Genomic DNA, 18,735 nt, shown 5'->3' on the forward strand with positions numbered 1-18,735 from the left:
TGCTTCACCCTGCTGCTGATCGGGGCCATTCAACGTCCATTTCCTCTCTCAGCTCGGAACTGATTTCACGGGGGTGAATCAACCAGGACGTCGCCGCAGGTGTCGCCAAACTTGAGACGAGTGGTGATGCCTTTTCCAGAGCCTGTAGCTGCTGTCCATCCCAGAGGCGCAAACCGCCCCGATAGGGGTGGTAGCCACGGAGTTGTTGATGACGCAATCCGCAGCAAAGTTCTGGGTCATGGCCCTGACGATCGGCCAAACGCCTTGCTGTCGCGAGCAGTTGCAATTGATCAGCCCGGGGCAGATGCGCGACAGCCGTGGCTTTGAGCAGGCGTCGATCCAGAAAACGCCCGCTGAGTTCAGCAAGAGCCGCTGGGGCTTCAGATTGCCAGCGTTGAAGGTGATAACCGGTGCGTTGGTCGTCGTTGGCGAGGAAGTCTTCCAGGCTGAGCATCTCCGGTTGCCAGAGCCAGCTGGCCATGACTTCATCAGCCCATATCTGCTCAGGGCCAAGTTGGCGTGCTGTGAGGATCAGTTTTTCCAGCAGCCAGTTGCACACCACGTTCAGTCGGTGGTTGTAGACGCTTCTGTACATGAGATTCCTCACCACCAAATAGTGCTCAACCGCCATCAGCCCCTTGGGGTGAATGGCCATGTCCCCGTCTGGGGCCAGGGTCAGTGCTCCGAGGATGCGGTCGAGATCGAGCTGCCCGTAACGCGTTCCGCTGCTGTAGCTGTCGCGTAGGAGATAGTCCAGGCGGTCGCAATCCAGTTGGCTGCTAACCAGGTGTTTGATCAAGGGGTGTGGGCTGAGGCCATGCTCAAGAAGATCCGCCACCGCCTCTGCTGTGCCGGATCCATGGCTCTCCAGACAGTCACGAATCTGTGGGTGATGCCGGATCACCCGTGCTGACCATTGTTCGTGGCGCAGGCCGAACATCTCTTCGCCGGTGTGGCTCAGGGGGCCATGGCCGATGTCATGGAGGAGAGCTGCGCCGTACAGCAGCCCGCGGTGCTGCTCCAGATCCGGCGCTAACGCCAGCATCCGATCAAACGCACGCCGCGCCAGATGGAAGACGCCCAGCGAGTGAGTGAACCGACTGGACTCGGCGCTGTGGAAGGTGAGGTAAGCCGGTCCCAGTTGACGGATGCGACGGAGGCGCTGGAAAGGCGTCGTATCCACAAGGTCCATCACCATCCCCTCTGCAGGGGCGTTTCGGTCAAGACCGATGCCCCGATGCAGAGGGTCGTGATAGGTGCGCTGGCTCATGCTTCGGTGTCGTCTTCAGGTTGTTCCAGAGCGGGTTGTTCCAGCAGTGCCTCCATCCATTGCTGCGCTTCAGAAAGCCAGCGGTCGCCTTCACCGCCGGGGTTCAGCGGTTCGGGGTCGGACAGCACACGATCAGGGGCGATTCCCTCTCCCTGGATATTTCGTCCGTTGGGTGTCACGTAACCGGCGACAGTCACTGCAAGGCCGCTGCCGTCACTCAGGTTGGTCAGCGTTTGAATCAGCCCCTTCCCAAAGGTCTGGCCTCCGAGCAAGGTGGCTCGTTCGTTGTCTTGTAGAGCCCCCGCCAGGATTTCACTGGCGCTTGCTGTTCCACCATTCACAAGGGTGACCATCGGTCCGTCGTAGACCGTCTGGAGGCTCGCTTGGATGGTGTCATTGATGCCGTCGCGGTTGCGGGTTTCGACGATGGCGTCACCGGAAAGAAAGTCGTCTGCAACCGCCAATCCAGCACTCACCAAACCACCTGAGTTGTTGCGGAGATCGAGCACCAACCCTTCGATCTCCTTGTTCTGAAGTTCTGTGAGGGCTTCTTTGACCTGTTCTGGTACGCCATCGCTGAACTGGGTGATCCGCAGGTATCCAAGGGTGTGGCTGCCGCTTCGTAAGCGCCGTGTACGCACTGGTCTGAGATCCACGCTGCGGCGCTCGAGAGTCAGTTCGTTCGACTCGCCATTGCTGGCCTGCAGCGTCAATACCACCTGTGATCCCACGTCTCCCCGTAGAGCTGCCACCGTTCCCTCGAGGCCCAAATCCACCACGGCTTTGCCATCAACGGACAGCAGCTGAGTTCCACTGGTGATGTCTGCCTCTCCAGCTGGCGAGCCTTCCAGGGCTGAAATCACCACCACGCCATTGCCCCCTTCATCCGGTCCCAGTTGCAATCCCACACCGCTGAGATTTCCGCTGGTGCTGTTCTTCAGAGCCGCATAGTCCTTGGGACGGAGCAGCCGGGTGTAAGGGTCTCCTAGCTGACCGAGCATGGACTCGATTGCCGCGTAGGCATCGTCACTGCTCTCGATGGTGCGTTCCATGGCCTTCTGGCGTTGACGTCGCCAGCGGACCTCATCGAGTTGCTCGGGGTTCCAAAAGCCCTGGTTGACCAGGCGCCAGCTGTCCACCACCAACTGTTGTGTATCGCTGAGTGCAACGACCGTGCAGGCGCTGCCCAGCACCAAAAAACAGCAAAGAACTGCTGTGATCAGCTTGCGCAGTGGCCGAAACCCATTGCGCCGCAGCCAGTCTGAAAGATCGTTAACAGTTGGATACATCGCGGGGGGTTCGCCTCGATGGCAGAAGCGTGCTCAGTAGACTTTCGCAACTCGAGCCCGCTTGTGCATGGCGAACTCATCACCGGTTTACGACTGGTTCCAGGAACGTCTGGAGATCCAGGACATTGCTGACGACATCGGCTCCAAGTACGTGCCTCCCCACGTCAACATTTTCTATTGCTTGGGTGGCATCACATTGGTGTGCTTCCTGATCCAGTTCGCGACCGGTTTCGCGATGACCTTCTATTACAAGCCCACCGTCGCGGAGGCTTACAAGTCGGTCGAATACCTGATGACTGACGTCAGCTTTGGCTGGTTGATTCGCTCCGTGCACCGCTGGAGCGCCTCGATGATGGTGCTGATGCTCATCCTCCACGTCTTCCGCGTCTACCTCACCGGCGGTTTCAAGCGTCCCCGCGAGCTCACCTGGGTCACCGGCGTCACCATGGCCGTCATCACAGTGTCCTTCGGTGTGACCGGTTACTCCCTCCCCTGGGATCAGGTTGGTTACTGGGCTGTGAAGATCGTGTCTGGTGTTCCTGCAGCCATCCCGGTTGTTGGTGACTTCATGGTCGAACTGCTTCGTGGTGGTGAAAGTGTTGGCCAGGCCACCCTTACGCGCTTCTACAGCCTCCACACCTTCGTGATGCCTTGGCTGCTGGCTGTCTTCATGCTCATGCACTTCCTGATGATCCGGAAGCAGGGTATTTCCGGTCCCTTGTGATCTGCGTTCCTACTGTTCCCTCAACACCTGGACTAACCGATGCACATTCTCAAGAAGCCTGATCTCTCAGATCCCAAGATGCGGGCCAAACTCGCTAAGGGGATGGGTCACAACTATTACGGTGAACCCGCCTGGCCCAACGATCTCCTCTATATCTTTCCGGTGGTGATCCTTGGCACCATCGCTTGTGTGGTGGGTCTGGCTGTTCTGGATCCTGCGATGCTCGCCGACAAGGCTGATCCCTTCGCAACACCCCTGGAAATTCTGCCCGAGTGGTACCTCTATCCGGTCTTCCAGATTCTGCGGGTTGTACCCAACAAGCTTCTGGGTATCGCTCTCCAGACCCTGGTTCCCCTTGGTCTGATGCTTGTTCCCTTCATTGAGAGCTTCAACAAGTTCCAGAACCCATTCCGTCGTCCGGTGGCCATGACAGTGTTCCTGTTCGGAACGCTCACCACGATTTACCTGGGTATCGGTGCTGCACTTCCCATCGACAAGTCCCTGACCCTCGGACTCTTCTGAACGCTTGTCGACGTTTCTTTCTTACCCCGGCTCATCGAGCCGGGGTTTTTTTGTGCTGATGGATTGGCGGTTGGTCAGTGACCCATCGATTCATCCAAATTCAGCATCAGAACGTCGTCTGGGTTGACGTGGAGAAAGTGGTGCATCAGCAGAAAACCAACGATGGTCCAGGTCTGATAGGTGCGTGACTGCTGTCCAACCCAGGTTCCTGTGGGCCCGTCAAAGTATTCGGCCCACTGCTGACGGGGCAGTTGGTTGAGATGACTCCAGTAGCACTCGTCCAACAGCGTTTTCATTTGCCCCATGAGCAAGACATCTGCTTGGGGGTTCAAGCGTTCATGGAGAAGGATGGATGCTCCGAAAAACCAGAGCAAGCTCGGCCAATGGCCGCCGTTGTGATAACTCCAAGGCCAGTTTTTGGGGTCGGATCCCGTTTTGTTCTCCCACTCCACCCCTTCCATGGGTGGATGGCAGATGCGCATCGGCATCTGGGCCATGAGGTGATCCCGGTTGTGCAGCACCAGTCGGAACAAGGCCCGTTGCTGCGGCGCGGTGAGCAACCCGAACAGGGATGCCAAGGAATTTCCCAAGGAGTAGAAGCGAAAGTCCGGTCGTCCGGTCCGCATGTTCCCGATCATGTAACCGCCGCGGTTTTCGAGCCAGTCCTGCAACCAATCGGGAATCACCTGCGGTTGAACGTTGAACTCGTTGTGATGCTGGTTTTCTCCGTACTGCTCCGTCGGACGTCGACGCAGCACTTGCATGGTTTTGCTGGTCACCCAGTAGTGCTTTAGGAGGAACTGCCGCAGGTCATGGGTCCACTGTCGGCTCAGCCGCAGTCGCTCTCCCAGAAGAGCACTGTTCTCGTGCCGTTGGCAGAGTTCCATCAACCCCACGCAGCTGCGGAGTGCAGCAAAGAGCAACACCTCCACTTCCAAAGGAGCGCCCCATACATCCATGGGGCGGTCAATCATGAAGGCGCAGTCGGGAACGAACAGCACAGGTGTGCCTTCGAAACTGGGGTGAAGAACGAGATCGAGCAGCAGCTGTAAACCGCGCTGCACTTCAGGACTGCGACCGAAGTCGGTGTCTCCACTGCGTTTGACGTAGATCCAGCAAAGAATTGGCCACCAGAGGCTTGCATCCACAGAGGTGATGCGACCGATTGACCTCTGGCCGTAATCCGCAACGAGTTCCCCTTCCTCTTCAACAAAACTGGTGGGGAAGACACCGCGGGTTTGGACGCTGGTGCTCTGGAGGTGAAGGCTGACGCTTAGGAACTGCTTCACGATCGCGAAGCGCCCTTGCAGCATCAGGTAGATCATCACGGGAACGTTGTCCCGCAGAAAGATCTCGCCGTAGTTGAGGGCTTCGTCAGAGCGGCGATGTTCCATCGCCGCAACGCTGCCGGCGAGTTCCCCCTGCACGCCGATCAGCGTGGCTTCGAAGTGTTCACGTGCCTTTTGCAGCACCTGCTCTTCGTTCGAGTTGGGGCGGAAACGCTGGCTCTGTTCGGTGAAGCGCGTCGGCATCGCGATGACCTCCATTTGGAACGTAGTTCTTGCAATGGGTTTCGCCAGTGGAAGCAACCCTTCAGATCTGCAGGGCACGTGTTGGTTGCGAGAGCGAGAGGTGTGGTGTTATGGTTTTGTCTTGCGCGGGAGCCGAGAGGCGAGCGCGCAAGCCGAAGCGCTGAAGGCGAAAGCATTGATGTGTCTGAGGCGACTTACAAAACCAAGAGGGAGCGATCCCACGGTGTTGTAAGTTCTTCAAGCGGCCGCGAAGGCCGCGATGACCAGCCAAGTGAACTCCTGAGAGGGAGTGCAGCGAGGTTTGGTCGCACCTGGACAACCGAAAAGTTTAGGAACTGACGCTTTCATCGCGTTTGGTTTTGAGCTGAGCCGCAAGGTGAGGTGAGGAGCCGAATGAAAGAGCGATGAAGGTGTGAGGTCCCGTCAAAAAATTTCGTTGCGTCGAAGCAATTCGCTGCAACGAGAGGGTTTTCACGAACCTTCTTGTTGTCGGTGTGCGAATTGTGGAGCAACAACCGGATCTGAGATCCCGGAAAGTCATTGAAAGAGAAATCTAGAGATGCACTCTTAAGAACCCTTTTTGTGTCAGCGAAGAGGAGGCCTCAACTGTTGCCAGAATGATCTGAGCAATGGGTGACGCAAATCATTTTGAGGGAGCGAAAGCTCTTAAAAGGAAATGATCTACAACGGAGAGTTTGATCCTGGCTCAGGATGAACGCTGGCGGCGTGCTTAACACATGCAAGTCGAACGAACCTTCGGGTTAGTGGCGGACGGGTGAGTAACGCGTGAGAATCTGCCCTCAGGAGGGGGATAACGGTTGGAAACGGCCGCTAATACCCCATATGCCGCGAGGTGAAATGAATTTCGCCTGAGGATGAGCTCGCGTCTGATTAGCTAGTTGGTGTAGGTAATGGCTCACCAAGGCATCGATCAGTAGCTGGTCTGAGAGGATGATCAGCCACACTGGGACTGAGACACGGCCCAGACTCCTACGGGAGGCAGCAGTGGGGAATTTTCCGCAATGGGCGAAAGCCTGACGGAGCAACGCCGCGTGAGGGATGAAGGCCTCTGGGCTGTAAACCTCTTTTATCAAGGAAGAAGATCTGACGGTACTTGATGAATAAGCCACGGCTAATTCCGTGCCAGCAGCCGCGGTAATACGGGAGTGGCAAGCGTTATCCGGAATTATTGGGCGTAAAGCGTCCGCAGGCGGCCCTTCAAGTCTGCTGTTAAAAAGTGGAGCTTAACTCCATCATGGCAGTGGAAACTGTTGGGCTTGAGTGTGGTAGGGGCAGAGGGAATTCCCGGTGTAGCGGTGAAATGCGTAGATATCGGGAAGAACACCAGTGGCGAAGGCGCTCTGCTGGGCCATCACTGACGCTCATGGACGAAAGCCAGGGGAGCGAAAGGGATTAGATACCCCTGTAGTCCTGGCCGTAAACGATGAACACTAGGTGTCGGGGGAATCGACCCCCTCGGTGTCGTAGCCAACGCGTTAAGTGTTCCGCCTGGGGAGTACGCACGCAAGTGTGAAACTCAAAGGAATTGACGGGGGCCCGCACAAGCGGTGGAGTATGTGGTTTAATTCGATGCAACGCGAAGAACCTTACCAGGGTTTGACATCCTGCGAATCTCTTGGAAACGAGAGAGTGCCTTCGGGAGCGCAGTGACAGGTGGTGCATGGCTGTCGTCAGCTCGTGTCGTGAGATGTTGGGTTAAGTCCCGCAACGAGCGCAACCCACGTCTTTAGTTGCCAGCATTTAGTTGGGCACTCTAGAGAGACCGCCGGTGATAAACCGGAGGAAGGTGTGGATGACGTCAAGTCATCATGCCCCTTACATCCTGGGCTACACACGTACTACAATGCTACGGACAAAGGGCAGCAAGTTCGCGAGGACAAGCAAATCCCATAAACCGTGGCTCAGTTCAGATCGTAGGCTGCAACTCGCCTACGTGAAGGAGGAATCGCTAGTAATCGCAGGTCAGCATACTGCGGTGAATACGTTCCCGGGCCTTGTACACACCGCCCGTCACACCATGGAAGTTGGCCACGCCCGAAGCCGTTACTCCAACCCTTGTGGAGGAGGACGTCGAAGGTGGGGCTGATGACTGGGGTGAAGTCGTAACAAGGTATCCGTACCGGAAGGTGCGGATGGATCGCCTCCTAACAGGGAGACAACACAATGATTTTGATGCCTGAGTACTTTTATTCTTAGGCCGAAATCCTGTCACCTTAGGTCGATCGGTACCTCAGATTTGAAATCAAGATAATGCAGCAATGTGTTGTGCTTGATGGAGATTTTCAGTTCCTAAACTTTGTCTAGGTCACACCCCAAAAGGGATGAGACTCCTGGGCCATTAGCTCAGGTGGTTAGAGCGCACCCCTGATAAGGGTGAGGTCCCTGGTTCAAGTCCAGGATGGCCCATTCGGTGTTGGGGGTTTAGCTCAGTTGGTAGAGCGCCTGCTTTGCAAGCAGGATGTCAGGAGTTCGAGTCTCCTAACCTCCACTGACCGAACTTTATCCCCATCTCCAAGTTATGGAGTTGAGCTCGATTGGAGTGTGATTTAGATGTGTCCGCTGGATGACCCCAGCTTCCTGTCATTCCAAGTTTTTAAGTGGAAAGCTTTGAATTTGGTTGATAAGATGCTGGGCTCGGATCAAGTAATCAAGCAATTGATGATTTGATTTGAAGTTCTAGCAGAACCTTGACAACTGCATAGGTGAAGTCTGGAAAAACAAAGCATCTTACAGATGCATTGTTTTGAGTCTGATCTTCTGAAAGGAAGATTAGAACCAGAACAATGAAAATTCTTTTGAGCAAGAGCCGAGACTCTTGAATGTTCTTTGATTCGTGTCGAGCGAATCAGAGTTTGATCTTGTTTTAGGAGTCAACGAAAGTTGATGATTAAAACTTGAGAATCTGCTTTCAACGGCGGTAAGCGTTTAAGAGGTTAATTGGTCAAGCTACAAAGGGCTCACGGCGGATACCTTGGCACACAGAGGCGATGAAGGACGTGGTTACCTGCGATAAGTCTCGGGGAGCTGGAAGCACGCTTTGATCCGGGAATTTCCGAATGGGGCAACCCTTAATACGGCCAGCTGAATCCATAGGCTGGCACGAGCCAACCCAGCGAACTGAAACATCTTAGTAGCTGGAGGAAAGGAAAGTAAAAACGACTCCCTAAGTAGCGGCGAGCGAACGGGGAAGAGCCTAAACCGATGCTTTCGAGTATCGGGGTTGTGGGACAGCAACGTGTATCAGGAATGTTAGGAGAAGTGCTTGAATGGCACGCCACAGAGGGTGAAAGCCCCGTAACCGAAAACTGAACTGAGCTAGCTGTATCCCGAGTAGCACGGAGCACGTGAAATTCCGTGTGAATCCGCGAGGACCACCTCGTAAGGCTAAGTACTACTGTGTGACCGATAGCGAAACAGTACCGCGAGGGAAAGGTGAAAAGAACCCCGGGAGGGGAGTGAAATAGAACATGAAACCGTGAGCCTACAAGCAATGGGAGCCCTACTTATAGGGTGACCGTGTGCCTGTTGAAGAATGAGCCGGCGACTTATAGGCACTGGCGGGTTAAACCGGAAATGGTGGAGCCATAGCGAAAGCGAGTCTGAATAGGGCGTTTGTCAGTGTTTATAGACCCGAACCCGGGTGATCTAACCATGGCCAGGATGAAGCTTGGGTGATACCAAGTGGAGGTCCGAACCGACTGACGTTGAAAAGTCAGCGGATGAGCTGTGGTTAGGGGTGAAATGCCAATCGAACCCGGAGCTAGCTGGTTCTCCCCGAAATACGTTGAGGCGTAGCGTCTCGTGCTCCAGCAGGGGGGTAAAGCCACCATTTCGGTGCGGGCTGCGAGAGCGGTACCAAATCGAGATGAACTCTGAATACCCTGTGTGTAGCGAGGCAGTCAGACTGTGGGGGATAAGCTCCATGGTCGAGAGGGAAACAGCCCAGACCGCCAGCTAAGGTCCCCAAATCAACACTAAGTGATAAAGGAGGTGGGATTGCATAGACAACCAGGAGGTTTGCCTAGAAGCAGCCATCCTCAAAGGAGTGCGTAATAGCTCACTGGTCGAGCGATCCTGCGCCGAAAATGAACGGGGCTAAGTGTTGTACCGAAGCTGCGGATTTTTATGGTAGGGGAGCGTTCTATGTGGGGCGAAGCGTTAGCGTGAGCGGGCGTGGACTGCATAGAAGTGAGAATGTCGGCTTGAGTAGCGAAAACATGGGTGAGAATCCCATGCACCGAAACCCTAAGGGTTCCTCCGGCAGGCTCGTCCGCGGAGGGTTAGTCTGGACCTAAGGCGAGGCCGAAAGGCGTAGTCGATGGACAACAGGTCAACATTCCTGTACCGGTCATGTTTTGGGAAGAGGGACGGAGAAGGCTAGCCAAGCCAGACGTTGGTTACTGGTTCAAGCGTTCGAGGCGTTGAGGAGCGGTGAAAACGTTCCGAGCTGAGGCGTGAGTACGAGCTGCTACGGCAGCGAAGTTGGTGACGTCAAGCTTCCAAGAAAAGCTCTATACCCGTTAAGGCATGACTGCCAGTACCCGAAACCGACACAGGTGGGGTGGTAGAGAATACCGAGGTGCGCGAGGTAACTCTCTCTAAGGAACTCGGCAAAATGGCCCCGTAACTTCGGGAGAAGGGGTGCCACCGCAAGGTGGTCGCAGTGAAGAGGCCCTGGCGACTGTTTACCAAAAACACAGGTCTCCGCTAAGTCGCAAGACGATGTATGGGGGCTGACGCCTGCCCAGTGCCGGAAGGTTAAGGAAGCCGGTCAGCGTAAGCGAAGCTGGCGACTGAAGCCCCGGTGAACGGCGGCCGTAACTATAACGGTCCTAAGGTAGCGAAATTCCTTGTCGGGTAAGTTCCGACCCGCACGAAAGGCGTAACGATCAGGGCGCTGTCTCGGAGAGAGGCTCGGCGAAATAGAATTGTCTGTGAAGATGCGGACTACGTACACCTGGACAGAAAGACCCTATGAAGCTTTACTGTAGCTTGGTATTGTGCCCGGGCTCTGAATGCGCAGGATAGGTGGGAGACGTTGATCTCATGCTCGTGGGTATGAGTTAGTCACTGGTGAGATACCACTCTTTCAGAGCTAGGGTTCTAACGTTCACCCGTTATCCGGGGAGCGGACAGTATCAGGTGGGCAGTTTGACTGGGGCGGTCGCCTCCTAAAAGGTAACGGAGGCGCGCAAAGGTTTCCTCAGGCTGGTTGGAAATCAGCTGACGAGTGCAAAAGCAGAAGGAAGCTTGACTGTGAGACCTACAAGTCGAACAGGGACGAAAGTCGGCTTTAGTGATCCGACGGTTCTGAGTGGAAGGGCCGTCGCTCAACGGATAAAAGTTACTCTAGGGATAACAGGCTGATCTCCCCCAAGAGTTCACATCGACGGGGAGGTTTGGCACCTCGATGTCGGCTCATCGCAACCTGGGGCTGAAGTCGGTCCCAAGGGTTGGGCTGTTCGCCCATTAAAGCGGTACGCGAGCTGGGTTCAGAACGTCGTGAGACAGTTCGGTCCATATCCGGTGTACGCGCAGGAACATTGAGAGGATTTCTCCCTAGTACGAGAGGACCGGGAGGAACGCACCTCTGGTGTACCAGTTATCGTGCCAACGGTAAACGCTGGGTAGCCATGTGCGGAGTGGATAACCGCTGAAAGCATCTAAGTGGGAAGCCCACCTCAAGATGAGTGTTCCCATGGGGTAACCCAGTAAGGTCACGGGAAGAACACCCGTTGATAGGCTCTACGTGGAAGTCCAGTAATGGATGCAGCGGAGGAGTACTAATAGACCGAGGGCTTGACCAACATTTTGGTTCTTGCCTGAAGACTCATTTCTTTGTTGATTCAGACGTGTAGCGCAAGCTGCAGATCCTATGCAGTTCTCAGGGTTCATCCCTTGAGAATGTTTATAACTATCCTGGTGTCCATAGCGATGTGGTCCCACACCGATCCATCTCGAACTCGGTTGTGAAACGCATCAGCGGCGACGATATTTGGGGGGTAGCCCCCTGAGAAAATAGCTCGATGCCAGGTAAAACATTCTCTTATAGGTTGATGATTGGCTGGTTGTTGAAGCAATCACCATCACCACCCACGAAGAAGCCGCCTCCATGTGAGGTGGCTTTTTTGTTGTCTATTTGCTTGATGCTGAGAGATGCGCGCCTACATCGCGTAGTGTGTGAATGATGGCGTGATCTCTGGGGTTGCGATCGGGATTGTCGTCTCTGAGGCTGAACAGGGTATGCATCCCTGCCGTTCGAGCAGCATCGCATTCGTCCCCGTTGTCACTCACAAACCATATGTTTTCGGCGTTGCTATTTAGCTGGTTTGCGATCGTGATGTAACTTTCAGCAGACTTCTTGGGGCCGGTGTGGGTGTCAAACCATTGATTAAAGAGCGGCTCGAGATTGCCTTCTGATGTGTGTTTATACAGTAGTTGTTGTGCACGAATGCTCCCCGATGAATATACCGATAATGCAATTCTTTCCTGGTGCCATCGCATAAGGCATTCGGCTGTTTCCGGGAAAAGTTCGGCTTTCAGTTGTCCATTGTTGTATCCATATTCCCAGATTTGACCCTGTATGTCCTTCAGGGCCGTCGACTTTTTGTCGACGGTAATTAAGTGCTCAAGGTATTGAGTTAATCCGGTGACTTCGCTGATTTGTTGCTCTTTGACTTGCCTCTTGAGTTCTGCGCTTTCGACCGATTGATCCTTCGCCCACTCTTCCCTGGCGTCTTGGATGTATCGGTTTTGAGTGCTGTCATTCCCATGCTGATTGATGTAGTTGCTGAGTTCGCGCTTGGCGAAGGGGAACAAGATGTTGCTCACAAAAGTGACGGGGCATGTCGTTCCTTCGATGTCCAGTAGAAGATGTTGGCTCATGATTGATTGCTTATCTGCATTTGGGTTAAGTGCACATTGAGCAGAAACTCAAGGATTTCGACGTGCCTTTGACTGGTCTCTAGGCTCTCTCCCCATCCGTAGAGGCCGTGGCCTGCTACGAGAAACCCGCATGGTGCCGCTGCAAGGGAAGGGGCGATGGCATGGCCTAGGTCCTGCATCGACTGACTGTTGCTGATCACAGGAATGGTGATGCTCGTGGCATGGGTGGTGATGCCACTCAGCCCTTTCAACATTTCCCATCCCTCCAGTGTGATCCCTCCCTCCTCTTCGTATTGGCGGGACAGCACCGTTCCGGCCACGGAATGGGTGTGAAGCACTGCTCCAGCCTTGGTGGCACCAACGATTTGGAGATGCAACGCCGTCTCTGCGCTGGCATGGCCTGCGCCCGTTAAGACCTCTCCGTTTTCATCCACCTCAATGAGCTGATCAGCATGCACCTGTCCTTTATTCACACCGCTGGGTGCCATCAGGAGTTGCAATGGCTGACGCTGCAGCACAACGCTGAAATTTCCACCGGTGCCATCGCACCAGCCGCGATGGTGTAGGGCTTGGATGGTCTGAACCAATTGGTCGCGTTGGGTTCGGCTGGTCTGCACAGTCCGTGGATCCCTTCGTCTTCTATACAGGAAACAGAGGCCGTTCTGCATTGACCCTTCCTGCCAGTCTTCGCTGGGCCGGAGACCATCTGGAGTTGCTCGATCAGCGAAAACTCCCTGAGTCCATCGTGTTCCTGCAGCTGACGACATGGGAAGAGGTTGTTGACGCCATTGCGTCCATGGCCGTCCGTGGTGCTCCGGCAATCGGCATTGCTGCAGCATGGGGCGTCGTTCTTGCTGCACAGTCCGGAGATGATCTCTCGAGTGCCATACGAGCCCTTCGAGCATCACGACCGACAGCCGTCAATTTGGGCTGGGCTCTCAACAGAATGCAGGCCGTCATTGCATCCACCGGTCCGGTTGACTCCGACTCGCTCGCTGTTGTGGCCGCTGAGCTTCAAAGACAGGATTGCCTGATGACCCAACGGCTGGTTGATCACGGCGTCTCTTTGCTGGATCAGGGCTGTCGCGTCTTGCACCATTGCCATACCGGTGCGATCGCTACAGCAGGGGTCGGCACTGCTCTCGGTGTGGTTTCAGCCGCCCACGCCCGTGGCGCTCTTCGTCATGTCTGGTTGGATGAGACGCGTCCTCGCTTGCAAGGGGCTGCCCTTTCTGCCTGGGAGTTGGGTTGTCTCGCGGTGCCCTGCACGGTAATTGTCGATGGTGCCAGCGGATTGCTGATGCGTCGGGGCGAGGTGGATGCCGTGATGGTGGGCTGTGATCGTGTTGCCGCCAATGGAGACGTTGCCAACAAGATCGGGACCTACAACCTTGCTCTCGTGGCCAGAGCCCATGGCATCCCCTTCTATGTCTGTGCACCTGGCAGCAGCATTGATCGCACCACGCCCGACGGTGACGCCATCACGATTGAGGAACGCGATGCTCAGGAGATCACCCACGTTCAAGGTCTGTCGGTTGCAGCTCCTGGGGCCCAGGCTTGGAATCCTGCATTCGACATCACACCAGCTCACCTGGTGACGGCGCTGATTACAGAGTTCGGCGTGCTTCGCCCGCCTTATCGGGAGGCGATCGGTGTGTTGCCCCTTCCCAATCAGCCCTGACACTGCGGGCACCAGTGGGTGCTTCGACCAGACAGTTTCTCCCTGCGGATTGGCGTTCCACAGGTGCGGCAGGGTTCTCCTCCACGTCGATAGACCCAGGCCTGTCCGCCGTAATTGCCATTGATGCCTTCTAGATCACGGAAATCGCTGAAGGTTGTTCCACCGGCACCAATGCTGATGGTCAGAACATTGACCAAGGCATCGCGCAGCCTTTCCAGTTGTTCGAGTTTCAGCTGACCCGCAGGCGTGAAGGGGGCGATGCCTGACGCGAACAGACATTCATCGGCATAGATGTTGCCAGCTCCGGCCACAAGAGCCTGGTCCAACAGAGCTGTCTTGATCGGGCGGCTGCTGCCCTTGAGCTTGTGCTTGAGATAAGCGGCGGAGAAGTCTGGGCTGAAGGGTTCAGGGCCGAGTCGCGTTAAACCACTGATCACTGCCTGAACTGCCTGCCCAGGGGGAACCCACCACATTTCCCCGAAGCTGCGCACATCCACAAAGCGCAATTCCTCCTCCTTGGTGTTCCAGAAGCGAACACGGGTGTGCTTGCACGGTTCTGAAGGCTGTCCATGCCATTGGAATTGGCCCGTCATCCGCAGATGAACGCCCCAGACACCGCCATGCGGATTCAGGGATGCCATGAGGTATTTGCCCCTGCGTTGCCACTCGCCCACTGTTTCGCCACAGAGACCGTGGACAAAGGCGTCAGGGCCTCCCGGGCTTGCTATGGCTCTCGGTCGGCAGACCTCAACCTGTGCAATTTTGAAGTCGACAAGACGATCTGCCAGTCCTCGACGGACCGTCTCGACTTCAGGGAGTTCAGGCAACGGCCTCAGGCCGGCTCGAGTTCCGCTTCAGCGAAATTGTTGGTGTTGATGCCGCCATCAACGCCCTGCAGGCCGCTGTAGTTGACCTTCTCAAAGCGGACTACAACGGGATACCGGATTCCCGAAGTGTCGATCGTGGCAACGGTGCCAACTTCGTTGAACCAATAAGACTCTGGACGCTTGATGCGCACCTTGGCGCCGCGGGTGATCGCCATCGCTGGGCATGAGGAGATGCAAATTGAGCGTATCTCGCTGAATGGATGCAGATCACCGCTACGTCACAGAATGTCGTCCCTTCGTTGTTCGCGTCCCTTTGAACAGTTCCATCGCGCCTGATCCAGATCCGTCCCTGCTTCAACTGGATTTGCCGGACCCAGAGCGGGACGACATCAGCACGATGGAATTTCTGGCCCGCCTGGAACAGGCATGGGCTGTTTGCGACCGCTTTGATCTTCAGACCGAGATCTGGAGGGGTCGCATCCTCCGAGCTGTGCGGGACAAGGAAAAGCGCGGCGGCGAAGGGCGGGGTGCCGGATTCCTGCAGTGGTTGCGGGAGCAAGAAATCAGCAAGACCCGCGCCTATGGCTTGATTCAACTGGCGGAATCCGCCGACAGCATGCTCAGCGATGGCACCCTGGAGGAGAGCAGTGTGAATCAGTTCTCCAAGCGTGCCTTCATGGAAACCGCCCAGGCGGTTCCAGAGGTTCAGTTGATGATTTCCGAGGCCGCCAACGAAGGTCAGGAAATCACCCGCAAGCAGGTGCGTCGTCTGACCGATGAATTCACGGCGGCCACAAGTCCCTTGTTGCCTGAAGAGATTCGTCAACGCACCCAGGAAAATTTGCTGCCACCCCGTGCGGTGGCTCCCCTGGTGCGTGAATTGGCCAAGCTTCCGGAGCCCCAGCAGGAGGATTTGCGCAAGGTGCTCCGCGATGAGCCCGAACTCGATCGCATTAAGGACGTCACCAGCACAGCGCGTTGGATCACCAAGGCAACGGAGTCGGGCATTGCCGTGCGGGCGTTTCAGCAGGGAGAACTGGATCTCGACCGTGCCATGCAAGAGGCCCAGCGCCTGGATGCCCTCGGCCTCTTGGCTGATGCTGTAGGCCAGGCCCAGGCCCTTGAGTCGGCTGTACTCAAGCTGCACACCTCCTGGCGGCGTTTGGGCGGTCTGCAGGAGCGCCTATGGGTCGAAAGCGGAAGTAGCACGCCCTACTTGCGCGATGTGCTGAACGCCCTGCAGACCCTCAGTGGCGCCACGCTACGGGTGTCGCTGGGAGAGCTTGCTGGAGGAAAGCGGGTGCGGTTGCAGCTGGTGGAGGAGGCTCCAGATCAATTGGATCCCCCACCGATGCCCTGACTCCAGATCTTGTGCTCGATAATCTGAAGCCTCCACATCTGGTGTGTTCTGGCTTCGCTCGAGCGTGCTCTGCAAACCCACTTCGGGTGGGATGGCTTTCGCCCCGGGCAACGGCCTGTGGTGGATGCTGTGCTGGAGGGACGGGATGCGCTGGCGGTGCTGCCCACCGGCGGCGGGAAATCGCTTTGTTATCAGCTTCCAGCGCTGGTGCGTGAAGGGCTGGTGGTGGTGATCTCACCGTTGGTTGCTCTGATGGAGGATCAGGTGATGGCCCTGCAGCGACGGGGGATCGCTGCGGCCTGTCTGCATGCCGGTCTGGATCCGGCTCGACGCCAGCAGGCCTTGGAGCAGCTGCGGGATGCCACGCTCCGTCTCCTCTACATCGCGCCGGAACGACTCCAGGGTGAGCAGACCCGGCTCATGCTGGAACGCCATGCCATGGAGGGGCGTCTTGTGGCTCTGGCCGTGGATGAAGCCCACTGCATCAGTGCCTGGGGGCATGATTTCCGCCCCGATTACCGCCGCCTTGGCCAGATCCGCAGCCTCTGCCCAGGGGTTCCGATGCTGGCCCTGAGCGCGACGGCAGCCCCGCGGGTGCGGGCCGACATCATCCGCCTGCTTGATTTGCGTCGGCCGCTTGTGCAGGTGAGTTCGGCCCGCCGAGACAACCTCCACTACACGATGCAGCGGCGCCCGCGGGATCCCATGCCCCAGGTGTTGGAGGCACTGGAGGGGGCTCGTGGAGCAGCGCTGATCTATGCCCGCACCCGTCGTTCTGTGGAGCAGTGGGCAGAACGTCTCAGTGATCAAGGGGTTGCTGCAACGCCTTATCACGCCGGACTCGATCCGCAGACCCGGCAACAGGCCTTACGGCTGTTTCTCGAGCACAAGCGGCCGGTTCTCGTGGCAACGGTGGCGTTTGGGATGGGAGTCGACCGTGGGGATGTCGGTTTGGTTCTTCACCTTGATCTTCCAGCCACGCCAGAGGGCTATCTGCAGGAATCAGGTCGCGCCGGCAGAGACGGCAATCCGGCCCACTGCCATGTGCTGTTCTCCCCGGGGGATCGCACCAGCCTGGGTTGGGCCATGCAGGCCTCAGCCCGGGGCAGTGACGCGTTGGAGGATCGTCGGCGGTTGGATTTGGCGCAGCAACAGCTGCGTCGGATGGAGGCTGTCGCAGAGGGCGAGATGTGTCGTGAACAGGCCCTATTGCTCGCTGTTGGCGAGTTGGTGGGTCCCTGTGGTCGCTGTGATCGCTGCATGGAGGCACCCAAACGACGCGACTGGTCAGAACAAGTGGAGACGCTTTTGGCCCATCTGGCTGAGCAGGACGGGACGGAGATGCGGCGCCTCGGTGAGCACTTGAGCCTGCATGAACCCGGACGCCATGACCGCTGGACCTGGTTGGCCCGGCGGCTCGTGCAGGAGGAGTTGATTCAGGAAAGCAATGACGGCGCGCAACGTCTTTATCTCCGCGAGAGCGGCCGGAGATTCCTGGATTCACCCTGGACGCTTGATTACGCCGCCTGAGTCAGGCCTTGGCCTGACAACGATCCTTCACCAGATCTTTTTCGAACCGGTTCTTCGGAGCCTCCCAAACTTTCCAGCTCCCATCGGCACCGGTGGCATTGATCTTTTTGGCGGAACAATTCACGGCCAGGTAAAGGGCCTGACCTTTGGCATTCAGGGTGGGCACCACCTGACTGCCACCCATGGGCTGCCAGTTGGCCCAGTCCACCTGGAGTGGGCCATAGGTGCGCCAGTCAGCGGATTTGGCCAGGGTCTGCTGGGGCTTGGCGGCCTGGACCGGCTTCGCCTTGGCCGCAGGCTTCTTGGTCTGCACTGGTTTGGTTTGAACCGGCTTGGCTGCCACAGGCTTGGCCTTGGCTTGAACCTTTGGCTTCACCGTCACAACTGGCTTGCTCGCGGTTGCAACCGGTTGGGCTTGTACAGGCTGGGTTTGAGTGGTGATGGGTGTCTGGAAGGAGGGATCCGTCAGATAAAGGCGCGTTCCCACCTCCACCTTGTTCGGGTCGCTCAACTGATTGATGCTGATCAGGCTGGCCACTGGAAGCTTGTAGGCCTTGGCGATCTGCGTGAGGGTCTGCCCTTTGGAAACAGTGTGTTCAGTGGCTCCTGGGATCGGGGTCACGGCCACCGGTTTGAAGGCCGGACGCGGCATGACCGCATTGCTGGGGAGTCGGAGGGTCTGCCCGACTTCCACGTGGTTGGCATTGCGCAGATTGTTGAGGGCCATCAGGTCGCGCCCACTGACCTGGTATTTCCCGGCAATGCTGCTGAGGGTCTCACCACTCTTGACGCGATGGCGACCCGAACCCGCCGTCACCGTGGGGCCTGGCACTTGCAAGCGGCTACCGGCTTCGACGAGATCGGGGTTGCGGATCCCATTCATCCGCATGAGGGTGCCGACACTCACCCCGTAGCGGTCGGCGATATCGGAGAGCGTCTCGCCGGATCGCACCGTCACCGAGGCAGCTGTGGCTGACAGGGGGAACCAAGCCGTCAAAAGCAGGGCGGCAAGAGCGGTACGGCGCATTCGTCTCCGGCAGATCTCCGCAAGATACGGTGCCTGACGTAAAGCGCCAGCCCTCCAGAGCACTTGC

Annotated in this window: 13 protein-coding genes, 2 tRNA genes and 3 rRNA genes; 10 read left to right on the top strand and 8 right to left on the bottom strand. The window is 56.9% G+C overall.

Annotated elements, in window-relative coordinates; all coding sequences use genetic code 11:
* Positions 1 to 4 precede the first annotated feature (4 nt).
* Both SynPROSU1_RS02805 and ctpZ read right to left on the bottom strand, forming a co-directional pair.
* The gene (locus SynPROSU1_RS02805; protein WP_186571420.1) at positions 5 to 1,270 is read right to left on the bottom strand and encodes an HD domain-containing protein; all 1,266 of its coding nucleotides are present in this window, start codon (positions 1,268 to 1,270) and stop codon (positions 5 to 7) included.
* The gene (gene ctpZ / locus SynPROSU1_RS02810; protein WP_186571421.1) at positions 1,267 to 2,559 is read right to left on the bottom strand and encodes a carboxyl-terminal processing protease CtpZ; all 1,293 of its coding nucleotides are present in this window, start codon (positions 2,557 to 2,559) and stop codon (positions 1,267 to 1,269) included. The genes SynPROSU1_RS02805 and ctpZ overlap by 4 nt, the downstream gene beginning before the upstream one ends.
* Before the next feature lie 67 nt (positions 2,560 to 2,626).
* On the opposite strand from ctpZ, the gene petB reads away from it, so the two are divergent.
* Both petB and petD read left to right on the top strand, forming a co-directional pair.
* Positions 2,627 to 3,283 carry a cytochrome b6 gene (petB, locus tag SynPROSU1_RS02815; RefSeq protein WP_011363493.1) on the top strand — a complete coding sequence of 219 codons (657 nt, stop codon included), beginning with the start codon at positions 2,627 to 2,629 and terminating at the stop codon, positions 3,281 to 3,283.
* 39 nt (positions 3,284 to 3,322) lie between these two features.
* The gene (petD, locus tag SynPROSU1_RS02820) at positions 3,323 to 3,805 is read left to right on the top strand and encodes a cytochrome b6-f complex subunit IV (RefSeq protein ID WP_186571422.1); all 483 of its coding nucleotides are present in this window, start codon (positions 3,323 to 3,325) and stop codon (positions 3,803 to 3,805) included.
* A 74-nt stretch (positions 3,806 to 3,879) separates the two neighbouring features.
* On the opposite strand, the gene SynPROSU1_RS02825 is transcribed toward petD, so the two are convergent.
* Positions 3,880 to 5,337, bottom strand: a complete 1,458-nt coding sequence (locus tag SynPROSU1_RS02825; protein WP_186572194.1) for a glycoside hydrolase 100 family protein — start codon at positions 5,335 to 5,337, stop codon at positions 3,880 to 3,882.
* 683 nt (positions 5,338 to 6,020) lie between these two features.
* Between SynPROSU1_RS02825 and SynPROSU1_RS02830 the strand changes: the two genes are divergently transcribed.
* The 5 genes from SynPROSU1_RS02830 (at position 6,021) to rrf (ending at position 11,393) form a co-directional block, all read left to right on the top strand.
* Positions 6,021 to 7,506, top strand: a 16S ribosomal RNA gene (locus SynPROSU1_RS02830).
* 184 nt (positions 7,507 to 7,690) lie between these two features.
* Positions 7,691 to 7,764 (top strand) — tRNA-Ile (locus SynPROSU1_RS02835).
* 9 nt (positions 7,765 to 7,773) lie between these two features.
* Positions 7,774 to 7,846: transfer RNA gene (locus tag SynPROSU1_RS02840), tRNA-Ala, on the top strand.
* Positions 7,847 to 8,297: 451 nt separating this feature from the next.
* Positions 8,298 to 11,165 (top strand): 23S ribosomal RNA (locus tag SynPROSU1_RS02845).
* Positions 11,166 to 11,276: 111 nt separating this feature from the next.
* Positions 11,277 to 11,393, top strand: a 5S ribosomal RNA gene (rrf, locus tag SynPROSU1_RS02850).
* The 16S, 23S and 5S rRNA genes sit together here with 2 tRNA genes alongside, the layout of an rRNA operon.
* A 100-nt stretch (positions 11,394 to 11,493) precedes the next feature.
* Here rrf and mtnC read toward each other — a convergent pair.
* Both mtnC and mtnB read right to left on the bottom strand, forming a co-directional pair.
* Positions 11,494 to 12,243, bottom strand: a complete 750-nt coding sequence (gene mtnC / locus SynPROSU1_RS02855) for an acireductone synthase (protein ID WP_186571423.1) — start codon at positions 12,241 to 12,243, stop codon at positions 11,494 to 11,496.
* On the bottom strand, positions 12,240 to 12,860 hold the full coding sequence (mtnB, locus tag SynPROSU1_RS02860) for a methylthioribulose 1-phosphate dehydratase (RefSeq protein ID WP_255444756.1): 621 nt from the start codon (positions 12,858 to 12,860) through the stop codon (positions 12,240 to 12,242). Before mtnB ends, mtnC begins: the two co-directional genes overlap by 4 nt.
* Before the next feature lie 50 nt (positions 12,861 to 12,910).
* On the opposite strand from mtnB, the gene mtnA reads away from it, so the two are divergent.
* Positions 12,911 to 13,924 (top strand): S-methyl-5-thioribose-1-phosphate isomerase, encoded by a 1,014-nt coding sequence (gene mtnA / locus SynPROSU1_RS02865; RefSeq protein WP_186571425.1) that lies wholly within the window; start codon positions 12,911 to 12,913, stop codon positions 13,922 to 13,924.
* Here the strand turns inward: mtnA and SynPROSU1_RS02870 are convergent.
* The gene (locus SynPROSU1_RS02870; protein ID WP_186571426.1) at positions 13,915 to 14,751 is read right to left on the bottom strand and encodes a DNA-formamidopyrimidine glycosylase; all 837 of its coding nucleotides are present in this window, start codon (positions 14,749 to 14,751) and stop codon (positions 13,915 to 13,917) included. The genes mtnA and SynPROSU1_RS02870 overlap by 10 nt on opposite strands.
* A 5-nt stretch (positions 14,752 to 14,756) precedes the next feature.
* Positions 14,757 to 14,966 carry a photosystem I reaction center subunit IV gene (locus SynPROSU1_RS02875; RefSeq protein WP_115022698.1) on the bottom strand — a complete coding sequence of 70 codons (210 nt, stop codon included), beginning with the start codon at positions 14,964 to 14,966 and terminating at the stop codon, positions 14,757 to 14,759.
* A gap of 41 nt (positions 14,967 to 15,007) precedes the next feature.
* Here SynPROSU1_RS02875 and SynPROSU1_RS02880 point away from each other — a divergent pair, with 41 nt between their 5' ends.
* Together SynPROSU1_RS02880 and SynPROSU1_RS02885 are read left to right on the top strand one after the other, a co-directional pair.
* The gene (locus SynPROSU1_RS02880) at positions 15,008 to 16,111 is read left to right on the top strand and encodes a hypothetical protein (RefSeq protein ID WP_186571427.1); all 1,104 of its coding nucleotides are present in this window, start codon (positions 15,008 to 15,010) and stop codon (positions 16,109 to 16,111) included.
* Between the two features lie 69 nt (positions 16,112 to 16,180).
* The gene (locus tag SynPROSU1_RS02885; protein ID WP_186572195.1) at positions 16,181 to 17,641 is read left to right on the top strand and encodes an ATP-dependent DNA helicase RecQ; all 1,461 of its coding nucleotides are present in this window, start codon (positions 16,181 to 16,183) and stop codon (positions 17,639 to 17,641) included.
* A gap of 1 nt (position 17,642) precedes the next feature.
* On the opposite strand, the gene SynPROSU1_RS02890 is transcribed toward SynPROSU1_RS02885, so the two are convergent.
* Positions 17,643 to 18,668 carry a LysM peptidoglycan-binding domain-containing protein gene (locus tag SynPROSU1_RS02890; protein WP_186571428.1) on the bottom strand — a complete coding sequence of 342 codons (1,026 nt, stop codon included), beginning with the start codon at positions 18,666 to 18,668 and terminating at the stop codon, positions 17,643 to 17,645.
* Positions 18,669 to 18,735 lie beyond the last annotated feature (67 nt).

It is taken from the genome of Synechococcus sp. PROS-U-1 (assembly GCF_014279755.1).
Lineage (GTDB): Bacteria > Cyanobacteriota > Cyanobacteriia > PCC-6307 > Cyanobiaceae > Parasynechococcus.

Coding starts and splice junctions, on each gene's coding strand:
- SynPROSU1_RS02880 (WP_186571427.1), top strand. CDS start 15,008: ATGGATGCAGATCACCGCTACGTCACAGAATGTCGTCCCTTCGTTGTT.
- SynPROSU1_RS02875 (WP_115022698.1), bottom strand. CDS start 14,966: ATGGCGATCACCCGCGGCGCCAAGGTGCGCATCAAGCGTCCAGAGTCT.
- petB (WP_011363493.1), top strand. CDS start 2,627: ATGGCGAACTCATCACCGGTTTACGACTGGTTCCAGGAACGTCTGGAG.
- SynPROSU1_RS02890 (WP_186571428.1), bottom strand. CDS start 18,668: ATGCGCCGTACCGCTCTTGCCGCCCTGCTTTTGACGGCTTGGTTCCCC.
- mtnC (WP_186571423.1), bottom strand. CDS start 12,243: ATGAGCCAACATCTTCTACTGGACATCGAAGGAACGACATGCCCCGTC.
- petD (WP_186571422.1), top strand. CDS start 3,323: ATGCACATTCTCAAGAAGCCTGATCTCTCAGATCCCAAGATGCGGGCC.
- SynPROSU1_RS02805 (WP_186571420.1), bottom strand. CDS start 1,270: ATGAGCCAGCGCACCTATCACGACCCTCTGCATCGGGGCATCGGTCTT.
- ctpZ (WP_186571421.1), bottom strand. CDS start 2,559: ATGTATCCAACTGTTAACGATCTTTCAGACTGGCTGCGGCGCAATGGG.
- SynPROSU1_RS02825 (WP_186572194.1), bottom strand. CDS start 5,337: ATGCCGACGCGCTTCACCGAACAGAGCCAGCGTTTCCGCCCCAACTCG.